This is a genomic window from Spirosoma litoris (genome assembly GCF_054776755.1).
On sequence record NZ_BAAHBI010000078.1, the window covers coordinates 1 to 18,617 of the forward strand.

Genomic DNA, 18,617 nt, shown 5'->3' on the forward strand with positions numbered 1-18,617 from the left:
TGGCATTTGCTAAGTTGCACTTTTTTTAGCTAACTTGCTTGCAAACAAAGATATGGACGACAGGAGGAATCTCAAGGCTTCTTGACTCTCTAGCAAGGATACTTTAAGATCCCTCCTTTGTCGGGATGACAAAAAACATTATCCATTATTCATTTACTCTGCTTATTTCTGCTTCGCGGCCCAGGCGTCCATTTTGCGTTCCAGTACATCCAACGGCATACAGCCATCTTTGAGGAATTCGTCGTGGAAGGCCGCTATGCTAAATTTAGTACCAAGCTCCTGCTCGTATTTCGTGCGGAGGGCGCGTATTTTCAGGGCACCAATTTTATAAGAAAGCGCCTGACCGGGAATCGCCATGTAGCGTTCGATTTCGGCGGTAGCGCCCTGTTCAGCAATGGGTTCGTTGTCCATCATGTACTTGATTGCCTGCTCGCGAGTCATGTGTTTGGTGTGCAGAGCAACGTCCACTACGAGCCGGATGGCTCGGTGAATTTCATCACCTAGCGCTCCCATGTACTGATACGGATCGGTGTAGAGACCTAGTTCTTTACCCAACGATTCGCAATACAAGGCCCAGCCTTCGCCGTAGGCACCGTACCAGGCAAACCGCCGGAATTTCGGCAAACTGGTGTTTTCCTGTTGAAGCGACACCTGATAATGGTGACCCGGAATGGCCTCATGTAAAAACAACGACTCCATACCCGACGTAACATTGAACTTGGTCGCATCGGGAATCGGTACATAGAAAATCCCCGGACGACTCCCATCCATCGAGCCCGGATTGTATTCGGCACTGGCGGAGGCTTCACGGAATTTCTCAGTCTGCCGAATCTCAAATTTCGTCTTTGGCGTGTTCGTAAATTCTTTTTTCAGGTTCGGTTCAAGCCGGGCCAGAATGGTGTTAAACGCGCCCAGTACATCCTTGGGAGTTTTGTAAGGATAGAACTTTTTATCGGTTTTGAGGTGCTCGAAAAATTCAGCCAGCGTACCTTTAAAGCCGACCTGCGTTTTCACTTTCTCCATTTCGCCCCGAATCCGACTAACTTCCTTTAGGCCAATCTGGTAGATTTCTTCTGGCGTGTCGTTGGTCGTTGTCTGAACCTTAACCAGATAGTTGTAGAGTTCCGGCCCCTTTGGCAATACGTCGATACCCGACGTTGTCCGGGCTTTGGGCAGATATTCATTCTTGAGGAACGTCCCTAGCTTCTGATAAGTCGGTACGATTTGCTCCAGAATGGCTTTCTTATAAGCCGCCGTCAGTCGAGTTTTATCCGCTTCGCTGAATGTGGCCGGTAGTTTTTGAATCGGACCGTAGAACAGACTTTTCGTGGGGTCGGTCACCACTAAATCGTTCATCTGGGGAATCATCTTGACGACCAGGCTTTTGGGCAATACGTTGTTGGTAGCCATGCCTTTCCGAAAATCAGCAATAGCCGTATCACCCCAAACGGTAAACGCAGAGACCCGTTTTAGCCAATCGTCATAATCCTTCACTGTTTTGAACGGTTGCGCGCTTTCTCCACTCCCAGCCTGCCCAAACATTAGCGGCAACCCAACGAATTGGTTAAACGGAATATCTTCCTGATGAAACTGGAATTGCTCCAGTTGCAGCTCCATTTCCCGTTTTAGAATGTCGTAGGAAATCTTGTCTTCGTCAGACAGTTTCTCCCGGTCAAACGGTTTTAGTTTGTCGAGCGTAGCCGTATAAAACGTTTTTGTCTGCTCCAGAAACTCCTGCGAAATGTCATTCGGCAACTGGTCGTTGTACCGATTATCACCCTGCATGGTGGCCTCCAACGGAAACAGCTTTAACCGTTGCTCATAATAATCGTCCAGCACAGCCGCAAAGCCCGGATCGGTGGTGGTGGTTTGGTCGCTTTTGTTCGATGTGCAACTCAATAGTGTAGCGAATATCAGGGGAATTAAACTGCTTTTTTTCATAGATTCTGGCAAAGGGGATGGTAAATCGAAAGATACAGATATTACGGTTGCTTTGACAGAATCGTTTGCTCAATAACTTGTCTAACTTCTGCTTCATAGGGGTTACCCGATCTGAATAAACATGAACAGTGAAGCTCGCCGTATAAATTATAGTCTATTTTCTCAGCAGGCATAACGCCTGTCCGTTGCCAGCTTTCAAACCATTCTGAGAACAAATTGCTCCTCCATTTGGCATATCGAGGGTGTTTATTTTCGAGACCAGGATGCCAGATACTTTCGTCGCTGCAAACAAACAACAAAACCCTGTTGGGATATTTAGAAATATAGTAGTAGAGAATCTCGAATATGGCGATGCCTACTTGAGCATCTTTGGGAAGTTTACCAACTGGCCTTGTCTCTTTCGTTGGACCAAAGCCAAACATTTTAGTGTCATTAGCAAAAGAAGCGAATGGCACATAACCATCCGCTTCTTTAAAGTAAACTAAATATTTTATGCCTTGGGCCGTAATAAAGGAGAATTCACTATCATCTTCCGACTCTTCGGCTATCAAATAGTCCCGATTGTTTAATGAATTTGACTCCACTTGACTCACTTTTCTTGCCGCCGTTAGCTATATAATCTTGCACTTTTGTTGCATCTTCAGCCATCTGGCGAACGTTGATTGTGCCCGAAGGTAAAGATGTAATCGCAGCGCCAGAAGCCTGACCAGCGACAACAGCTACACTTTCGGCCTTAGATATACAGCTAAATGATCGTTTTGTGCCTGGAACGCTACGTTCACCAACACTCATTTTTGGTTTGCTCATGACTCAGCCTCTTTGAGTTATGATTAGAAGAGAAAACAAGTAAAGTACACTTTTGATATAACCTCAGTATGTACGTGTTAGATCTGCGTTTACAACACTTGCGTTCCAAATGTACACAATTCTACCTTAAAGAGTTTCATAGGTCCCCAGTATTCACAAACTAGCAACCCACTCACAAACTTCGCCGAACGCCATCGAGCAAATACTCCAGGCCGTTCAGCTTGATTTCGTACATGGTTTGTAACAGCATACCTAGCTTCCCAGCCGGAAAGCCTTTTTGTACAAACCACTCTAAATACGACATGGGTAACGACCTGATCAGATGCCCTTTGTATTTGCCGAAAGGCATCTGATAATGGAGTAATTCTTTTAATAAGTCGGGATTGCCTTGGGCTGGTTCTATTGCCATGTTTTGGTTGTTCTCGCTGTTAACTTAACTCACTGCCGATTCAAGCAATCTTATGGTTCCTGCTGTAGCGTCAATTTCGGTGTCGATGCCTAATGGAACGGTAAATTTATCACGAATATGGCCGATCATCGCTCCCGAAAAAGCAGGTTTGTTCAGCGGAATGATGTGTTCGGTCAGGACATCTTCCAGTGTGAGGGAGCCGTAGCCACCACTTCCGGGGCCACATTCGCTGCATTTTCCGAACACAAAGCCCGAAATCTGATCCAGAATGCCCGCCAGTTTCAAATGGGTCAGCATCCGGTCCATGCGGTACACATCTTCGTGCGTGTCTTCCACAAATAAAATCGTGTTTTTCCAGTCGGGCAGGTACGACGAGCCAATCAGATGGCTCAACACCGTGAGGTTCCCGCCCACCAGTCGACCACGAGCCAGGCCGGGTTTGATAGTCGTAATGCGATCCTGAACCTGTGTCAGATTATCGCCCTTTTCGGTGGGGTTTCGCATCGTTACCATTTCTCCTTCCAGCAGCACTCGCTTCAGCCAGTTCACCGTATACGCATTAAAGGTTGCCGAACCAACGGGACCGTGCATGGTTACCAGACCTGTTTTGGCATAAATAGCCAGCAACAAAGCCGTAATGTCGCTATAGCCAATCAGAATTTTCGGGTTACGCTGAATCAGGTTGTAATCGAGCAAGGGCAGCAAACGGGCGCATCCCCAGCCGCCATGAATCGCCATGACCGCCTTCACACTTCGATCATCAAAAAAGGCATGTAAGTCCGAAACCCGATCGGCATCACGACCGGCGAGGTACCCATATCGATCGTAGATATGAGGTCCCAGTTTAGTCTGGAATCCCAGGGCTTGTAGCGACTCCTGTGCAATCTTCACGGTTTCCTGACTGTAGGCCGGAGCCGCTGGGCAAAACAGACCAATTGTGTCGCCCGGCTTTAAGCGGTTTGGTTTTATAACCGTAGCTGGAGGCTGATTAGCTGTCAGCGAAAGGAACGGCGCAAGGCTGGTGGCTTGTAGAAATGAACGACGTGAGGGCATGGGAATTCGTGAACTATCTGTGCAGAAAGATAACCGAAAACGGTCGATCGGGCAAACGAACTCAGTAGCTTACTACTCTATAGAGCTTTTGTATTGAACCAACCAACATAGCTATGCTAACCAAATCACATTTACGACTTCTACGTATCTTCCTGGGCCTCTTTTGGGCGTTTTCGACGGTGCAGGCCGCTGCTCCGATGACGACTATTTCGCAATTAACCGCCGATTGGCAGCGGGCGAAAGAGTACACCAAAGAGTATCTGGACGCCATGCCCGAAGATGGCGTGAATTTTAAACCAACGCCCGAAATCCGCAGCTTTGCCGAACAAATGTTACACCTGTCGGCAGCGAACTACAACTTTGGTGCCCTGGCCAGCGGCAAGCCGAACCCAATGCAAGGCAAAAAACTGGAAGAAATGGCCGAGCTTAAAAACAAGGCAGCTCTGACCAAGGCCGTTATGGACAGTTACGATTTTATGATCGACGCCATGAAAGGCATGACCAATGCCCAACTGGGTGAATCGGTGAAAATGGGGCCGCGCGAAATGACGAAAGAGGTCGTTTTGGCCAAAGCGTTTGAGCACCAAACCCACCACCGCGGTCAGTGTACGATCTACATTCGAATGAAAGGAGTGAAACCACCGCAGGAGAAATTGTTTTAATGTGCTAAGCCCATTTTTCAATCTCACCGGGTTAAAACCCGGCGCAAAAAAACAGAACTGATGAACTGCGCCGGGTTTTAACCCGGTGAGATTGAAAAAAAGATATTTCTTCGATTACTTAGTAAAGGCTCGCTACTAGCGGGCCTTCTTCATAGTAACGTATAGCGTTATGGGTGATTCAATTGTACCTGTGAGTTCAATACAATATTAAAAACATACACACCGACACATCGGTTATTGAATAGCCAGTTTGTAACAACGTTTTGGTTTGCAATCAATTGGCTATTTTCTGTTCATGAGAACACCACCATCACGCTATTATTTTATTGCGCTCCTACTGATCATCCTGCTAGGCCAATGTCAGAGAAAGCAGCCTCAAGCCCCCAAAGCAGAGGGGTTTGATCCGCCCATACCCGAAACGATGTCGTATGTGGCTGGCCCCATTACGTTTCAATTGAACGAATTACAGGAGAAAATCAATAAGGAACTCAACCCTGTTCTGGTCGGCAAACAAACCAAAGACGGCAAAACGAAAGGGATCATGTCGCTTCGGGTCAAGCGGCTGGGTTCGGTGCATGTTGAGTATGCCGATCAGCAGATAAAGCTATCGGCCCCGCTTCAAATGTGGCTCACGAGACCTTTCAGTCGAGATACGACGCCACCCGAAAAGCCATTTTGTGCGATCAAGGTAAACTTTAAAAGCCCGATCAGCGTAACTTCTAACTGGCGACTTGCCAGCCACACGACCTTCACGGATTATACCTGGATCGTTCAACCTAAAATTGTCGGGATTTCGCTGACTGGTCTGGTTGAGAACCTGCTGGAAAAGCATAAGAGCGCGATTGAAATGGCCATCGATTCGGCAGTTCACAAGGAACTTCGGCTCGATCAGATGGTGAAACCCATCTGGCACGATATGCAAACTCCTCTACTCATTAATAAGGAGTACGGCCTCTGGTTGACTCCCAAGCCTGTTAGTGTAGCAGCCGGTTCAATTACAGGCGATTCGACCCAGTTAACGACTCATGTGCGAATCGCGATGGAAACGAAAACAGAGGTAAAGCCTGAGAAACCCGTGCATGCACGTACGCCTTTACCCCTTTTGCAGAAACGGGAGCAGGTTTCCCAGACATCAGATTTGCACCTGATGAGCTTTGTTCCCTACGCCGACATCAACCGAATGCTGGCCCTTACGGTGAAGAATAAAAAACTGGCGCTCGGTAGCCTGACAATCAAAAGTCTTTCGGTTTATGGCGGCCAGCATTCGCTGATCGTAAAAGCTGACCTGGCCGGGCTTCTGGATGGCATCGTTTACCTGAAAGGCAAACCAACATTCGACACGTTAAGCAACACTCTGAAAGTCAAAGATTTAGATTTCGACGCAGAATCGGGAAGTGTATTATCGAAAAACACAGGCGCTGTCTGGCATGACGGCTTGCGTGCGTTACTGCAAGAATTGCTGACCATCCGATTGGGCGATGACATTGCCAAAATCCCTCAGGCAATCAATAAGGCATTTGAGCAAGGAGGTGCCGGAAAGAAAACCGATCTGGCGATAAACACCTTCCGATTCACTCCCCAAAAGATCGCCATCCGCCCCGACGGCATCCAGACGTTGATTAAGGTTGAATCGAAAATAGTGTTGAATGTAAACAAGTTATAATCTTTTTCTTTTGACAGGATTTACAGGATAAAACAGGATTTTCATTCTGAACCTGTTTAAGCTTTTATTTCGATAACTTTTTGTCATCCCGAGGAACGAGGGATCTTCGGGTAATGTGATCAAATAGGCCTCATCCGAAGATCCCTCGTTCCTCGGGATGACAAAAAGCACTCATTATTTTTCGATTATAGAAAGTTTGAACAGGTTCTCTATCTACTAATCTTGTTAATCCAGTAAATCCTGTCAAAAAACAATTCATTTTATGGTTCTTCTGATTAGTCTAGTTGTATTGATAATTGGTTGGCTTATCTGGCGGTATCTGAGTCAGAAGAAACAGGATGCGCAACCCCTGCCCCCAAATTACCCGCAATTATTACAAGCCTATGTACCTTATTATCAGGGACTAAATCCAGATAAAAAGAAAGTATTCGAGGATCGGGTGAATCATTTCCTGCACCATGTCAAAATTGAAGGCATCGGCACGACGGTCGATGATGTTGATAAAGTGCTGGTGGCCAGCAGTGCTATTATTCCAATTTTCGGGTTCGATGATTGGTATTATCCGCTGACCAATGTGCTGCTCTACGAAGGCAGCTTCAATGCCGATTTTCAGACTACAGGAGAAGGGCGAAACATCCTGGGTATGGTCGGCGAAGGCGGTGCCTTACAAAGCACGATGGTGTTGTCGAAACCGGCTTTACACGAGGGATTTGCCAATGAAACCAGTAAAGGGAATACGGGTATTCACGAGTTTGTCCACCTCCTCGACAAGGCCGATGGGTCTACCGATGGCTTACCGGAGTATTTGTTGGTAAAAGATCACATTAAGCCGTGGCTGCAATTGATTCATAAAAGCATCCAAGACATTAAGGCCAATCATTCCGACATCAACCCATACGGCATTACGAACGAAGCCGAGTTCTTCGCCGTCGTATCCGAGTATTTCTTCAAACGTCCTGACTTGCTCCATGAAAAGCATCCGGAGCTTTTTGCACGGCTGGAAGAAATTTTCCATCAGCATCCGTTGGAATAAAGTAATGTCCAAACGGACTGGCGCGAGCATTAGCTCGTGCCTTTTCATCTAGCCAGTATTCACTGACGTTCTAGCTATTCATAAGTCAGCGAATGCTGACGAAATTAAAAGGCACGAGCTAATGCTCGCGCCAGCACCCCTGCTACTGTTTCTCCAGCTTCTTCAACTCTTTCTGAATATACTCTTTCGATAACCAGTTGTTACCCATCATCACGCCTTCGATGCTTTTGGTTTGGCTGATGTCTTTCAAAGGATTGCCACTCAACAACACCAAATCGGATACGTTGCCCGGTTTGATGGTTCCCCAATCGGGTTTATTGAAATAGGAAGCCACATTAACAGTACCCGTGCGCAGAACTTCGTAGGGCGTCAACCCGGCATCGACCATGTACTTCATTTCGTGGTGAATTGAGAATCCAGGCACGTTGAAAATTTGAGGAGCATCAGAACCTAGCAACAACTCAACACCATTTTTCTGGCATTCGTAAATCAGCTTCCGACGAATCTGAATTAGTTTTTCGGCGTGTTCTTTGGTGTAATTCGGATTGGCGAGATAGCCTACTTTGGTATTCACCCATCCCTTTAACTGCTCCGGCTTCATGTATTTCATCTCGGGATCGTTGGAAAACGCATCGGCCGGAAGTGGCGAAAGCCAGCGCTCAGCCAGTGCCTGCGTGGGCACCACCCGAATGTGTTTCTCGCGAAGACCTTTCACCAGTTTCGGAATTTGTGAAGCGTCGGCCCGATAGGCAATCCAGGAAGCAAACAGGCCCGTTTCAGGTTCGGCCAGCGTATCAGAACGAGGAACAAGCGCTTCCACGAACCCGTCCATATGATCAATGGACGAATATTCTGCATCAATAGCCCGCCAGACACCCACGTTAAAGGATACGTGTCCGGCAAATGGAATACCCACTTCGTGGGCCGTTTTAGCGATGGCCGGAAAGGTCTCTTTGGTAAGCCCCGGATGCAGTTTCAGGAAATCATAGCCAGCCGCTTTCTGCTCCCGAACCATTTCGGCACCACGCTCGGCGGTCTTTACGGTTTGCCCGTTAAACGATGGACCCGTTGCGTAGAAGTGTGGTCCAAGAATTTCGCCACTGTTGATTTTACTCCGTAACTCCAGATGCTTAGGATGCCCCAACATGCCCCGAATGGTGGTGATGCCGTTTGCCAGATAGAGCATCAGCACCTCTTTCATTGGTTCAATGTCATCGATAGGCGGTACATGGGCATGGATTTCGGCCCAACCCGGCGTCAGGTATTTGCCTTTTGCGTCAATGACCAGTGCGTCTTTATTGAATTTTACGCTACCCTCATTACCCATTGCGGCTATTCGTCCATTACGCACAACGACAGTCTGGTTGTCAATCACACGCTCCCGATCCATCGGAATGACGTTAACGGATTTGAAAACAATCTCACGCTGACCGTTGCTGGTGAGTTCCTGCGCCTGGAGCGTGGGGCAAGGGGCAAGGAGCAGGGTTAAGAGAAGAAGGACGAGGGATTTCATAAGGTGAAGGAGTTGATTAGTTGAGGATTTAAAGGTATCACGGACTTCAGTCGTTGAACCTATTCGGGTTGGTTCGGTTTTGGACTAATAGCCATCAGGTCGGTAAATTTATTCAATTCAGCACGAATAACCGACGAGTTTTAGCGGAGTACCAAACCATTTACTCTATGAAAATCAACGCAATTATTACGGGTGCCACGGGCATGGTCGGTGAAGGTGTCCTGATCGAATGTTTGCAACATCCTGATGTAGAACAGGTGCTGGTTATCAACCGAAAACCGGGCGGGGTATCGCATCCCAAACTAAAGGAAATTATCCTCAAGGATTTTTTCAATCTAGCCCCCATCGAGAGCCAACTGAGTGGGTATAATGCCTGCTTCTTTTGCCTGGGTGTTTCGTCGGTCGGGATGAAGGACGATGAGTACAAGCACCTTACCTACGATCTGACTATGAACTTCGCCAATACACTGGCTAAGCTAAACCCCGACCTGACTTTCGAATATGTGTCTGGCGCGGGCACTGACAGCACAGAAAAAGGTCGTCTGGCGTGGGCACGCGTGAAGGGGGCTACCGAAAATGCGCTGATGCGGTTGTTCAAACACTCGTACATGATGCGTCCGGGCTTTATGAAGGCAACCGCCGGGCAGAAGAACGTGAAGAGTTACTACAAATATATTGATTGGCTGTACCCGATTGGCCGGGCGCTTTACCCGGCTGGCTTTTCGACCTTGCAGGAGTTGGCGCTAGCCATGATCAAATCGGCCACGATCGGCTACGAAAAGCAGATTCTGGAAGTGAAAGACATTGTTGCGCTAGCGAAACGGTAAAATAACGTAAATAACGTATAACCCCCGAGTTTAATACCTGACTATCAATCACTTAAGGCCTATTTTTTGTCATCCCGACGCCAGGAGGGATCTTCGGTAAGTAACCAGCCAACGAAGATCCCTCCTGGCGTCGGGATGACAAAAACACTAGTATAACGCGATTCGTAAACCGTCCCAACCTGACTATTTCTGACCTAATCTTTTTTTACCTGAACAGGTCGATTTTGGACTTCTCTGACCTCAACGGTGGCTTCGTAATCGAGCGTTGGACAGGCTTTGGCCATTTCTACGGCGCTATCCAGATTAGCGGCCAGTACCCGAATTATGCTCGTTACTTTAAAATCAGCATCGGCCACAACGCCCTGCTCTACTTGCCGTTGTGAACCTGTCACAATAAAACCGGGCTGTGTAATCAGGCTGCTGCCGACAAAAGCGCCCTCCTCTGTCCAGAGTTGAATCAACTTACCCCATTTTTCGGTATTTAGTGCCTGTTGCTCCGGGGTTAAGATTTTCTGGGTACTGAATCGTATCAAAAAAACATACTCATTCATAGTCGTTTGTGTTTTGTTTAGAGCCTAATTGGCTGACACAAAACTAGATGGATGAATAAGCGCAGAATTGTAAAAAATCACTGACTTGATGATCAATAGAACGCAGATAATTATGATGTCAATGATCAATTATGATTTAGCATTAAGCTGATCGTAAAAATCTTGTAAAATCATAAAGACCATAAAAATCAGCGTTCTATTTCACCAATACGCACCTGATTGGAAAAACAGATGAGGAGTCAGCCCTGTAAATGATCGAAAGTCTTTGATGAAATGAGCCTGATCGAAATAACCCGCCTGATAAGCCATTTCAGTCAGACTTTGTGCCGAAGCATATTGATTAATCACCGATCGCAACCGCACGATTTTCGAAAACTGCTTGGGTGACGTTCCTACAATGCGCCGGAAACGTTTCTCGAAAGGGTCCTGGCTAATAGGCAAATTGGCCAGTAATTCGCTGATACGGACTGTGCCGTTGGCCAATTGAATTTGCTGGATAGCCTGCCGCACCAGCCAGTCTGTGGGGGTTTCCTGTAGCCTCGCTACCAGGAATTGCTCCACAATTGTCACACGCTGTTGATTGGTTTTTGCTTCGGCCAACCGTTCTTCCACTTCACTTACAATCTGACGAGGCATCAGCTCATCCAGCGTAGCACTCGTGCCAAACAATTCATGAAGCGGCTCCTTAAACAAAGCCGACGCGCCACCTTCGTTAAAAATGACTAACAACGTAGCCGTTTCCCGCGTATAATCGACCACACGCATTGTGTTTCGCAGGCCAGTTATTACCGCTGTGGGCATAGGCCCTCCGTTGACGCCCTCCGCATAACGCACGTTTCCTTTATACCGAAACGCCATGACAATAGATGTGCTGGGCAGCAGTTTATTAACCATCCCCTGTTCACTCTCAATGAGCAGGAACGCCTTGATAAATGGCCTTAATCGCTCAATCGGAAGATAGCGTTCTGTTTTCATCGGCGCACCTTAACTGGGTATTTTTCATTCAACTACCGAAACGATAACGTAATTGTCGTTGCGGGTAATTCCGTAAAACACCTGTTTGTTTTTGACGCTTCGATCGATGGCAAACGCCTGCCCTTCGCTAACGGTCGGAATAGTTTTTACGTACTGGAGCGTATGTCCGCGTTCGGGTAGTTTCAGCACATACATCTCAGGTTTATCGTGACCGGTGCAATAAATCAGGCCATCCGGTCCCCAGGTTCCGCCCGACGTGCTGTAGGGAGCAAACGCTTGCAGTACATTCGCGGGAAATGCCCAGGCTTCGAGTTGCTGCCAGTTTTCGTTGAATTTTACCAAGGTTGTCCAGCGGTTGTCACGTCCTTCAGCCATCGACTTATTTGAGTAATTCGCAAAGGCTACCCACCAATAACCATTGTAAAAATCGGCCCAGGTCATGGAACCGGGAAACAACCCAAAGCTATGATTGCCAATGTGTTTCAGCGTGCGCGTATCGAAAATCTCAATCGAACTCGCCATCGGTACGTCAGGGTAATTCGAGTGTGTACAGTAGAGCTTTTGGCCAATGACCACACCGCTATTCATGTGTTTCAACAAACCCGTACTATCGCTCCAGGCCGCCACCTGTTTGCCATCTGACTTGGTATGCTTTGTTAGCGAATGGTTGTTAATGACATAAAAATGGGTCTGATCAACCGCAACACCTTGCTGAACTTCTTTTAGTTGAAACCGATGGATTTCAGTTGCTTTCTGCGCCTGGCTGGTGTTTGTTATGACAAGATATACTAACAGAAAGGGTAGTCTAAGTAAACGCGATCGCATGGCCTTGGTAATTTTTTGACAGGATTAACAGGATTTACAAGATGTAATGCCCTAATTACGGCTAAATAATCCGAAACGTCGACGCGCCTGTAAAATCCTGGAAATCCTGTTAATCCTGTCAAAAAAATTAAGTCATCTTGTCGAATATCCTCTCCATTCTTTACCAGTCGGCCGATTTAGTGGCCATCAATAAACCACACGGCTTGCTGGTTCACCGCTCTCCCATTGCCAGCGACGCCAGCGAATTTGCCGTACAGATTCTTCGGGATCAGTTGGGGCAGCGCGTGTATCCAGTTCACCGGCTCGACCGTAAAACGGGTGGCGTGTTACTCTTCGCCCTAACCGAATCTATGAACTCGCTCATGCAGCAGCAGTTTATGGAAGGCGATGTTGCAAAAACGTATCTGGCCATCGTGCGCGGTTTTACCCCCGACGAGCAGACCATTGATTACGCCTTACGCAACGAAGAAACGGGTGTATTTCAGGACGCAGTAACGCATTTCAAAACCTTACAGCGCACCGAAATTCCCCTGCCGTTTGGCAAACACACCACCTCTCGTTATTCGTTGGTGAAGCTAACCCCCGATACTGGCCGGATGCATCAGTTGCGCAAACACATGGCCCATATCCTCCACCCTATCATCGGCGACCGACCGCACGGCTGTAACAAGCAAAACAAGCTATTTAAAGAACATTTCGAGATGAACACCATGCTTCTGCATGCCCGTCAGCTTGCGTTTACGCATCCCGTTACGGAGGAACGGATTACAATTACAGCTCCTTTTCAGGTGGAGTTTGAGCGGATGTTGGGGGAGTTGTTTAGGGTAGCGAGTTAGAGATTATCCTGTTGCAGTTGGTAGATGCGGACCGATGTATCCAACGTAAATCTTGTGTTCTTGATTATCTGGGTAAAAGTGAAATCTAAAGTTGCCAGTCTTTATGTGCATCGAAAATAGCTCTCGCCTACCATCTGGTAATTTAAAGCGACGCGCGGCACTGTAAAGATTCATAGTTGAAGGGCTTTCTTCTGACGCTCGCAGATTTGTTGTTGCATTCAACTGGTCAATACTAAAGGCTCCTGTTTTCCAGTTAGCAGCAAACGCGTCTAATGTTCTAAGCCTATCTACAATTTGACTTAAAAAACCTGACATTCCCACATTTTTCAACTGTTTTTTTACGTCGCCACACAAAGTCAGATGTGGAAAAAAATCTGTTCGTTTCTCCCAAAGATCAGCACTACGTTGAAGCTGCTCATTCTGCCATTGTTGTATCCAAGGCCTATGCAATTCAACATGTTCAGTTGTCGCAAAGTGTTGTACTGTTATATTCTCTGACCGGTCTTGCCCATCGCCATCTAGGTACCAATGCCACCCACTAATCTGATGAGTATTCCATTGATCGTGGGTTAGCAAACTAATTAATAACCAATTACCGAGATAAGCGGCTCCAAAACCTTTGGCTTCCGGTACACCGGCTGGCTCGGTCAAGCAAAACATAGACCGATCAAAACGTTCCAAAGCTTCCACTTCAGTCGCATCAAGCAGCGGGGGATTAGCCACGATCAGTCGAAAACGATCACGTAGCACACTATCAACTCGTTCATCATTAAGCCAACTACCAACTGTATAATTATCAGTCAAAGGGAGTGCGTACAAATTATGGCCAATTTCTTCAGTTAGTCGTATCCGCGATAAGCCAAATTGCTGAGCAGCTAGAACGCTGCCAACAAACTGATTCATTACGACACAAGCATCCGTTACTGTTTCGACCAGCTGGACTGACAGTTCATTAAAAATGCAGTCCATTTTATTGTAGCAGGCGGTCTAATTGACGAGCATATTCATCGAAGAATCCACGTGGTTGCTGACTGAGTCGCCCGTTGGCATCGATGGTAGGTTGTATAATTTCTGTAGCATGCTCCTCCGCATCTGGATCGCGTTCGAAATAATACACAGATACCTGTTCAGGCTTAATCTGTTTTCCTTTAACCGCCACCCGAACTCCATTTAGTAGATGATCGCTATGCGTTTCGACTATAATCTGAACACCGTCTGCAGCCGCACAGGCCAATAATGAACCTAATTGTGCTTGCCCCTGCGGGTGCAAATGCGATTCAGGATTTTCAATTAATAATAAATCACCTGGACGGGCAGCTAGTACAGCCACGATGATAGGTAGAACATACGTAAAGCCAAATCCAACGTTAACTGGTGTAAAATCGGGCGTTACATTTTCTCCGGCTTCAAAACGGTAAGTCAGCGTTGCTACGTTCAGGTCAGAACGATATGTAGTCGTTAACCGTGTTCCTGCCGAAATTCGCTGAAACCAGGCATCAACTTGATCAAGTAACGTATTTGATGTGGCAATTTGAACTGATGGTAATACTACTGGTTCGCGCTGATAATGGGCCAGAAAATGAACTGTATATTCGCCATTTTTGCCTAGAGATCGAAGTTGCTGAACTTGATAGTTTGATGCGGGGAAAATCACACTAGGTGATTTTCGCTCCGCATTGAGATATTGAAAGCAATTTTCTGAATACAAAGCAAAGTAAAACTCCTTGGATTGTGTTCCAAAATAAGATGTTTTTAGAAAATCAGAGTCGGCAAGTGCCGGATATCTATAGAGAAGAACAATTTCTTTGGATTCAATCGTAAATCTAATCTCATCACTTTCTGCCTGTGCGTTTAGTGCATCACGACCCAAGCCAATATCAACAAGCTGCCCTTTAAGCGATAGCCCATCAGTACCATGTGATTGCCGAAGCAACAACAACGTTTGCAATACGCTTGACTTACCAACACCATTAACCCCTGTCAATAAGTTTAATTCTGTTAAGTTCAGCTCAGCATATTTAAATGCCTTAAAGTTCTCGATAGTTAGGCGTGTAATCATTGGATATACTGGTTAATCAGTTTCCGAATAGCCTCAAAGCGGATAATTACAGAACGGTAATCGGTAGTTGCTCTTGTGATTGAATATGTAAAGTCATAATCTGCAAGAATTTCCTTGTATCTATCTTTTAGCAATGGTAGTTGTTCTTTTAAGCGTAACAGTTTCTCTTCGTCAAGAATAGAAATTTGTGAAGTCCAGACTTCAAATAAAGCACCATTCAAAAGGATACGGCTTTTATCATCACCGAAAGAACGGCTAAACTGATGTTTCCCAAACCATTCTTTTGTGATAAATAGAGACTTGTAAAAACTAGTTTTTAACTCATTACGATCTTTTTCCGGCAATTGCCCCAAACGTTCCATTGCTTTATCTAAAAAAGAAGTAAGAGGCTTCTCATAGTCTTTGTAAGGGGAAAGTCTGAAAGCTATGTAACGTAGTATTAACTCTCTGTCAGCCATACGCCGGTCCGAAACCTTAACATATTGTTTAAATATATCGCTTTCCGAAACCTCTTTTAAAAATTCAGCAGCAGGACCTTGATTTAGAGCATGTCGTATTTCCATTGAGTTAAGCATAAGCCCACCCGTATTGATACGACGGAACACATTATACTTGACAGGACGAGGTGTTCCAGGCTTAATAATATAAGCCGTTACTTGAGTTTCCATAATCCTTCGTTGCATAGGTCTGGGCAACTCATCAAACGTCATACCATCGTATTGTTTAAGAATTTCCAGCCCACGTAATCGTAGCTGTTTCTCAGTTTTATCTACAACAAAATTTTTGAGAGTCCAAAGCCTTTGGAGACCATCAACTACTAACCAGTTTTCCTCACTCTCAGCATCAAAGTAAAATGCAGGGAGTGGAAACCTCAACATAAGTGACTCTATTAACCTACTTTGTACATCAGGTCCCCAAAGATTACCTTTTCGCTGAAAGTCAGGATCAAGGTCAATCTCGTTATGCTTCAACCGTTGTACGAGGTTATCCATCGTTTTCGGTTCAACAGTTATATTAATATCCTTAGGGTCGAACGGTTCTTTTATATCCGACTCAACACCCGACTCATCGGTTGGCTCAATATCAGGAATAGGTACGTCGGCCTCAATCAGTTCATTTGTCATAGCATTAGCTTACCCGTTTATTATCGGTAAGTTCCGCAAAATATTTTGAATCATCTCGTCGTAATTAACCGCAAAGAACGAATTAAGTATATCATTTTCTAGGCTAGGCAAAATGAAAACGTAAAGAAATGATTTCTGCCATAGCTGTTTTAATCAAGCAGCTTCCTCAATGATTCAGCATCAGGCAATACATTGCGTAAGTGTTCAGGCAAGTCTGAGCTGAGTTGATAGGTTGCCACACCCATCGGATTCTGAACGGCCTGAAAAGCATAGTCAACAGTTTTGTCGTTCTTCTCTTTACACAGCACAATACCTACCGCGGGATTCTCGTCGGGCATTCTCTCCTGATCGTTCAATACATTCAAATAAAAATTTAGCTGGCCAACGTAGGCAGGCTTAAATTTCCCTTTCTTCAGTTCAACAGCAACCAGGCATTTCAACTGGCGATTATAGAAAAGCAGATCGACAAAGAACTCCTCGTCATCGACCAGTAACCGGTGCTGATTACCAATAAAAGCAAATCCTTTCCCTGCCTTAAGAATAAAGTCTTTGACATTCTGCACAATCCCTTTCTCCACGACTCGCTCATCGTCCGCTTCTACATTGATAAAGTCGAGCAAATACTCATCCTTGAAGGCTTGCAGAGCTGTATCACGAATTGTTTCAGGAAGTGTATTGGCGAAATTATTAGCTAAAGTCTGGTCGCGCTTCTGGTAGACTTTCGCCTTGATTTGCCAGTCGAGCATTTCTACCGTCCACTGCCTTTCCATAGCTTCTGCATATAAAACCAGCGCTCATCCCAGTCATTACAACGATTTAACAATAATATGTGGTGAGTGAAACTGACACTTAAAAACACATCAAAAATACCTTCTTCTAATTGGCCAGTTGACAACTGGCCAATTATATAATCCTGACTATTACCACCTTCCATTTGAACCGTTAAGAACGGCCCAAATGGAAAAGCAGAGTACACATCAGCAAACTGGCGCATATTTTTCAGATTCGTAGCAGAAAATCCCCTCAACCCCGGCAAGTGCTTTTGTAGATCGGCCGATAGTTGCTCTACTACTTTAGCGCCCCATTTTTCAGCAGCAATCTTCTCGGACAATCGCTTGCCAACTGCGTAATAAAGCAACAATAACTCACGGTTGACGAGTCGGGCTGCCCGGTAGCGACTTTGCAGAATATGGTCTTTAAGCTCTTGTAAAAAAGTAATGTAGTTTGATTCCATAATTGAGATTGTAGTCAGGGACAAAATCAAGCAAAAGTAACCAATTAATCATATTTAAATTACAAAAAAAATAGAAAAGCTAATTTCCAGATTAGAAGCTCAATTACGAGCCATTCATTTTTATATTTTGCGTGACAGCGGATTTATGTCGCATCTTCTTATCCCCCTAACCTCATGAATAGTAGGTCAATCAAATTTTTCGCTTTTCAATCGTAAAAAATCAGACGTGAACACGAAACGTAGAACTTTTCTGCAAACAGTCGCCGGATTAGTCAGCCTGAGTGCCTTACCGGGTCTGGCCACGGCAAAAGCCCCCAAGAAGCCACTGGTGGTGTTCGTTACCGGCGATCATGAGTACAGTGGCGAACTAACCTTACCACTCATTGCTGCCGAACTGGAGAAGAACTACGGCATGCGGACCAAAGTCCTGAAGGCTTACCCCGACTATAATGGCGAAAAAGATATTCCCGGCCTTGAAGCCCTGAAAGAGGCCGATCTGGCCGTTTTCTATCTTCGCTGGCGACAACTCCCTCAGGAACAGCTGAATTATATTGACGACTATCTGAAATCAGGGAAACCGGTGATGGGCTTCCGCACGACAACCCACGCCTTTAATTTCCCCGAAGGTGACCCGCGCATCCGGTGGAATTCGTTTGGCGAGTTTGCCTTTGGAGCACCTCCGGGCTGGGGTGGCAAAGCGCAGCACACGCACTACGGGCATAAAAGTACAACCGACGTAACTATCATTCCCGAAGCCGCCAAGAACCCAATCCTGACTGGCGTTGAACCGAGTTTCCATGCATCATCCTGGCTCTATCGCGTTCAGCCCGATTACCCGGCCAAAGGATCAACCTGGCTGTTGATGGGTAAATCCGTAAACCCTGATAAACCAGCCATCGAAAATCCCGTTGCCTGGACCTGGAAAAACGAATGGGGCGGCAAAGCCTTCCTGACCACGCTAGGGCACCCCGAAGATTTTCAGGTCGAATCGTTTCAGCGGTTAGTTATCAACGCGATTCACTGGGAGTTAGGGTTGCCTATACCCAAAAAATGGAAAGGAAAAATTGACATCAATGTGCCCTATGGTCACCCAAAAAAATCCTGA

At 46.1% G+C, this 18,617-nt stretch carries 20 protein-coding genes; 6 read left to right on the top strand and 14 right to left on the bottom strand.

The annotated features are described in order from the left end of the window. Positions 1–162 precede the first annotated feature (162 nt). The 5 genes from ACYVGR_RS37090 to ACYVGR_RS37110 form a co-directional block, all read right to left on the bottom strand. Complete coding sequence (locus ACYVGR_RS37090; RefSeq protein WP_460965889.1) at positions 163–1,941, bottom strand: DUF885 domain-containing protein; 1,779 nt, start codon at positions 1,939–1,941, stop codon at positions 163–165. Positions 1,942–1,982: 41 nt separating this feature from the next. Further along, positions 1,983–2,492 (bottom strand): hypothetical protein, encoded by a 510-nt coding sequence (locus tag ACYVGR_RS37095; protein ID WP_460965891.1) that lies wholly within the window; start codon positions 2,490–2,492, stop codon positions 1,983–1,985. Further along, positions 2,467–2,748 (bottom strand): hypothetical protein, encoded by a 282-nt coding sequence (locus tag ACYVGR_RS37100; protein ID WP_460965893.1) that lies wholly within the window; start codon positions 2,746–2,748, stop codon positions 2,467–2,469. Before ACYVGR_RS37100 ends, ACYVGR_RS37095 begins: the two co-directional genes overlap by 26 nt. Positions 2,749–2,920: 172 nt before the next feature. Further along, positions 2,921–3,157 carry a DUF3820 family protein gene (locus ACYVGR_RS37105; protein WP_460965894.1) on the bottom strand — a complete coding sequence of 79 codons (237 nt, stop codon included), beginning with the start codon at positions 3,155–3,157 and terminating at the stop codon, positions 2,921–2,923. A gap of 24 nt (positions 3,158–3,181) precedes the next feature. Continuing rightward, on the bottom strand, positions 3,182–4,210 hold the full coding sequence (locus ACYVGR_RS37110; RefSeq protein ID WP_460965896.1) for a S66 peptidase family protein: 1,029 nt from the start codon (positions 4,208–4,210) through the stop codon (positions 3,182–3,184). Between the two features lie 113 nt (positions 4,211–4,323). On the opposite strand from ACYVGR_RS37110, the gene ACYVGR_RS37115 reads away from it, so the two are divergent. From ACYVGR_RS37115 to ACYVGR_RS37125, 3 genes are all read left to right on the top strand, one after another. Beyond that, positions 4,324–4,872, top strand: coding sequence for a DinB family protein (locus ACYVGR_RS37115; RefSeq protein ID WP_460965898.1), 549 nt, complete (start codon positions 4,324–4,326; stop codon positions 4,870–4,872). Positions 4,873–5,167: 295 nt separating this feature from the next. Beyond that, complete coding sequence (locus ACYVGR_RS37120; RefSeq protein ID WP_460965900.1) at positions 5,168–6,535, top strand: DUF4403 family protein; 1,368 nt, start codon at positions 5,168–5,170, stop codon at positions 6,533–6,535. A gap of 262 nt (positions 6,536–6,797) precedes the next feature. Further along, entirely contained in the window at positions 6,798–7,568 is a 771-nt protein-coding gene (locus tag ACYVGR_RS37125) for a M90 family metallopeptidase (protein ID WP_460965902.1), read from the top strand. 142 nt (positions 7,569–7,710) lie between these two features. Here the strand turns inward: ACYVGR_RS37125 and ACYVGR_RS37130 are convergent, their stop codons facing one another. Further along, the gene (locus ACYVGR_RS37130; RefSeq protein ID WP_460965904.1) at positions 7,711–9,081 is read right to left on the bottom strand and encodes an amidohydrolase family protein; all 1,371 of its coding nucleotides are present in this window, start codon (positions 9,079–9,081) and stop codon (positions 7,711–7,713) included. Positions 9,082–9,248: 167 nt separating this feature from the next. On the opposite strand from ACYVGR_RS37130, the gene ACYVGR_RS37135 reads away from it, so the two are divergent. Next, positions 9,249–9,908, top strand: a complete 660-nt coding sequence (locus ACYVGR_RS37135) for a Rossmann-fold NAD(P)-binding domain-containing protein (RefSeq protein ID WP_460965906.1) — start codon at positions 9,249–9,251, stop codon at positions 9,906–9,908. A 194-nt stretch (positions 9,909–10,102) separates the two neighbouring features. On the opposite strand, the gene ACYVGR_RS37140 is transcribed toward ACYVGR_RS37135, so the two are convergent. From ACYVGR_RS37140 to ACYVGR_RS37150, 3 genes are all read right to left on the bottom strand, one after another. Continuing rightward, positions 10,103–10,459, bottom strand: coding sequence for a YciI family protein (locus ACYVGR_RS37140; RefSeq protein WP_460965908.1), 357 nt, complete (start codon positions 10,457–10,459; stop codon positions 10,103–10,105). Between the two features lie 201 nt (positions 10,460–10,660). Continuing rightward, a complete protein-coding gene (locus tag ACYVGR_RS37145) occupies positions 10,661–11,434 on the bottom strand; it encodes a helix-turn-helix domain-containing protein (RefSeq protein WP_460965910.1) in 774 nt (257 codons plus the stop codon). Positions 11,435–11,458: 24 nt separating this feature from the next. Continuing rightward, entirely contained in the window at positions 11,459–12,259 is an 801-nt protein-coding gene (locus ACYVGR_RS37150) for a hypothetical protein (protein ID WP_460965912.1), read from the bottom strand. A gap of 137 nt (positions 12,260–12,396) precedes the next feature. Here ACYVGR_RS37150 and ACYVGR_RS37155 point away from each other — a divergent pair, with 137 nt between their 5' ends. Further along, entirely contained in the window at positions 12,397–13,095 is a 699-nt protein-coding gene (locus ACYVGR_RS37155) for a pseudouridine synthase (protein WP_460965914.1), read from the top strand. 3 nt (positions 13,096–13,098) lie between these two features. On the opposite strand, the gene ACYVGR_RS37160 is transcribed toward ACYVGR_RS37155, so the two are convergent. The 5 genes from ACYVGR_RS37160 to ACYVGR_RS37180 form a co-directional block, all read right to left on the bottom strand. Further along, positions 13,099–14,064: a hypothetical protein gene (locus ACYVGR_RS37160; RefSeq protein WP_460965916.1), complete on the bottom strand. Its 966-nt coding sequence runs from the start codon at positions 14,062–14,064 to the stop codon at positions 13,099–13,101. A gap of 1 nt (position 14,065) precedes the next feature. Continuing rightward, positions 14,066–15,154 carry an AAA family ATPase gene (locus ACYVGR_RS37165; protein ID WP_460965918.1) on the bottom strand — a complete coding sequence of 363 codons (1,089 nt, stop codon included), beginning with the start codon at positions 15,152–15,154 and terminating at the stop codon, positions 14,066–14,068. Further along, positions 15,151–16,278, bottom strand: a complete 1,128-nt coding sequence (locus ACYVGR_RS37170) for a DUF262 domain-containing protein (protein WP_460965920.1) — start codon at positions 16,276–16,278, stop codon at positions 15,151–15,153. The genes ACYVGR_RS37165 and ACYVGR_RS37170 overlap by 4 nt, the downstream gene beginning before the upstream one ends. 149 nt (positions 16,279–16,427) lie before the next feature. After that, the gene (locus ACYVGR_RS37175; protein WP_460965922.1) at positions 16,428–17,048 is read right to left on the bottom strand and encodes a PDDEXK nuclease domain-containing protein; all 621 of its coding nucleotides are present in this window, start codon (positions 17,046–17,048) and stop codon (positions 16,428–16,430) included. Next, complete coding sequence (locus ACYVGR_RS37180) at positions 17,027–17,512, bottom strand: DUF1016 N-terminal domain-containing protein (protein ID WP_460965924.1); 486 nt, start codon at positions 17,510–17,512, stop codon at positions 17,027–17,029. Before ACYVGR_RS37180 ends, ACYVGR_RS37175 begins: the two co-directional genes overlap by 22 nt. A 226-nt stretch (positions 17,513–17,738) precedes the next feature. Between ACYVGR_RS37180 and ACYVGR_RS37185 the strand changes: the two genes are divergently transcribed. After that, positions 17,739–18,617, top strand: coding sequence for a ThuA domain-containing protein (locus ACYVGR_RS37185; RefSeq protein ID WP_460965926.1), 879 nt, complete (start codon positions 17,739–17,741; stop codon positions 18,615–18,617).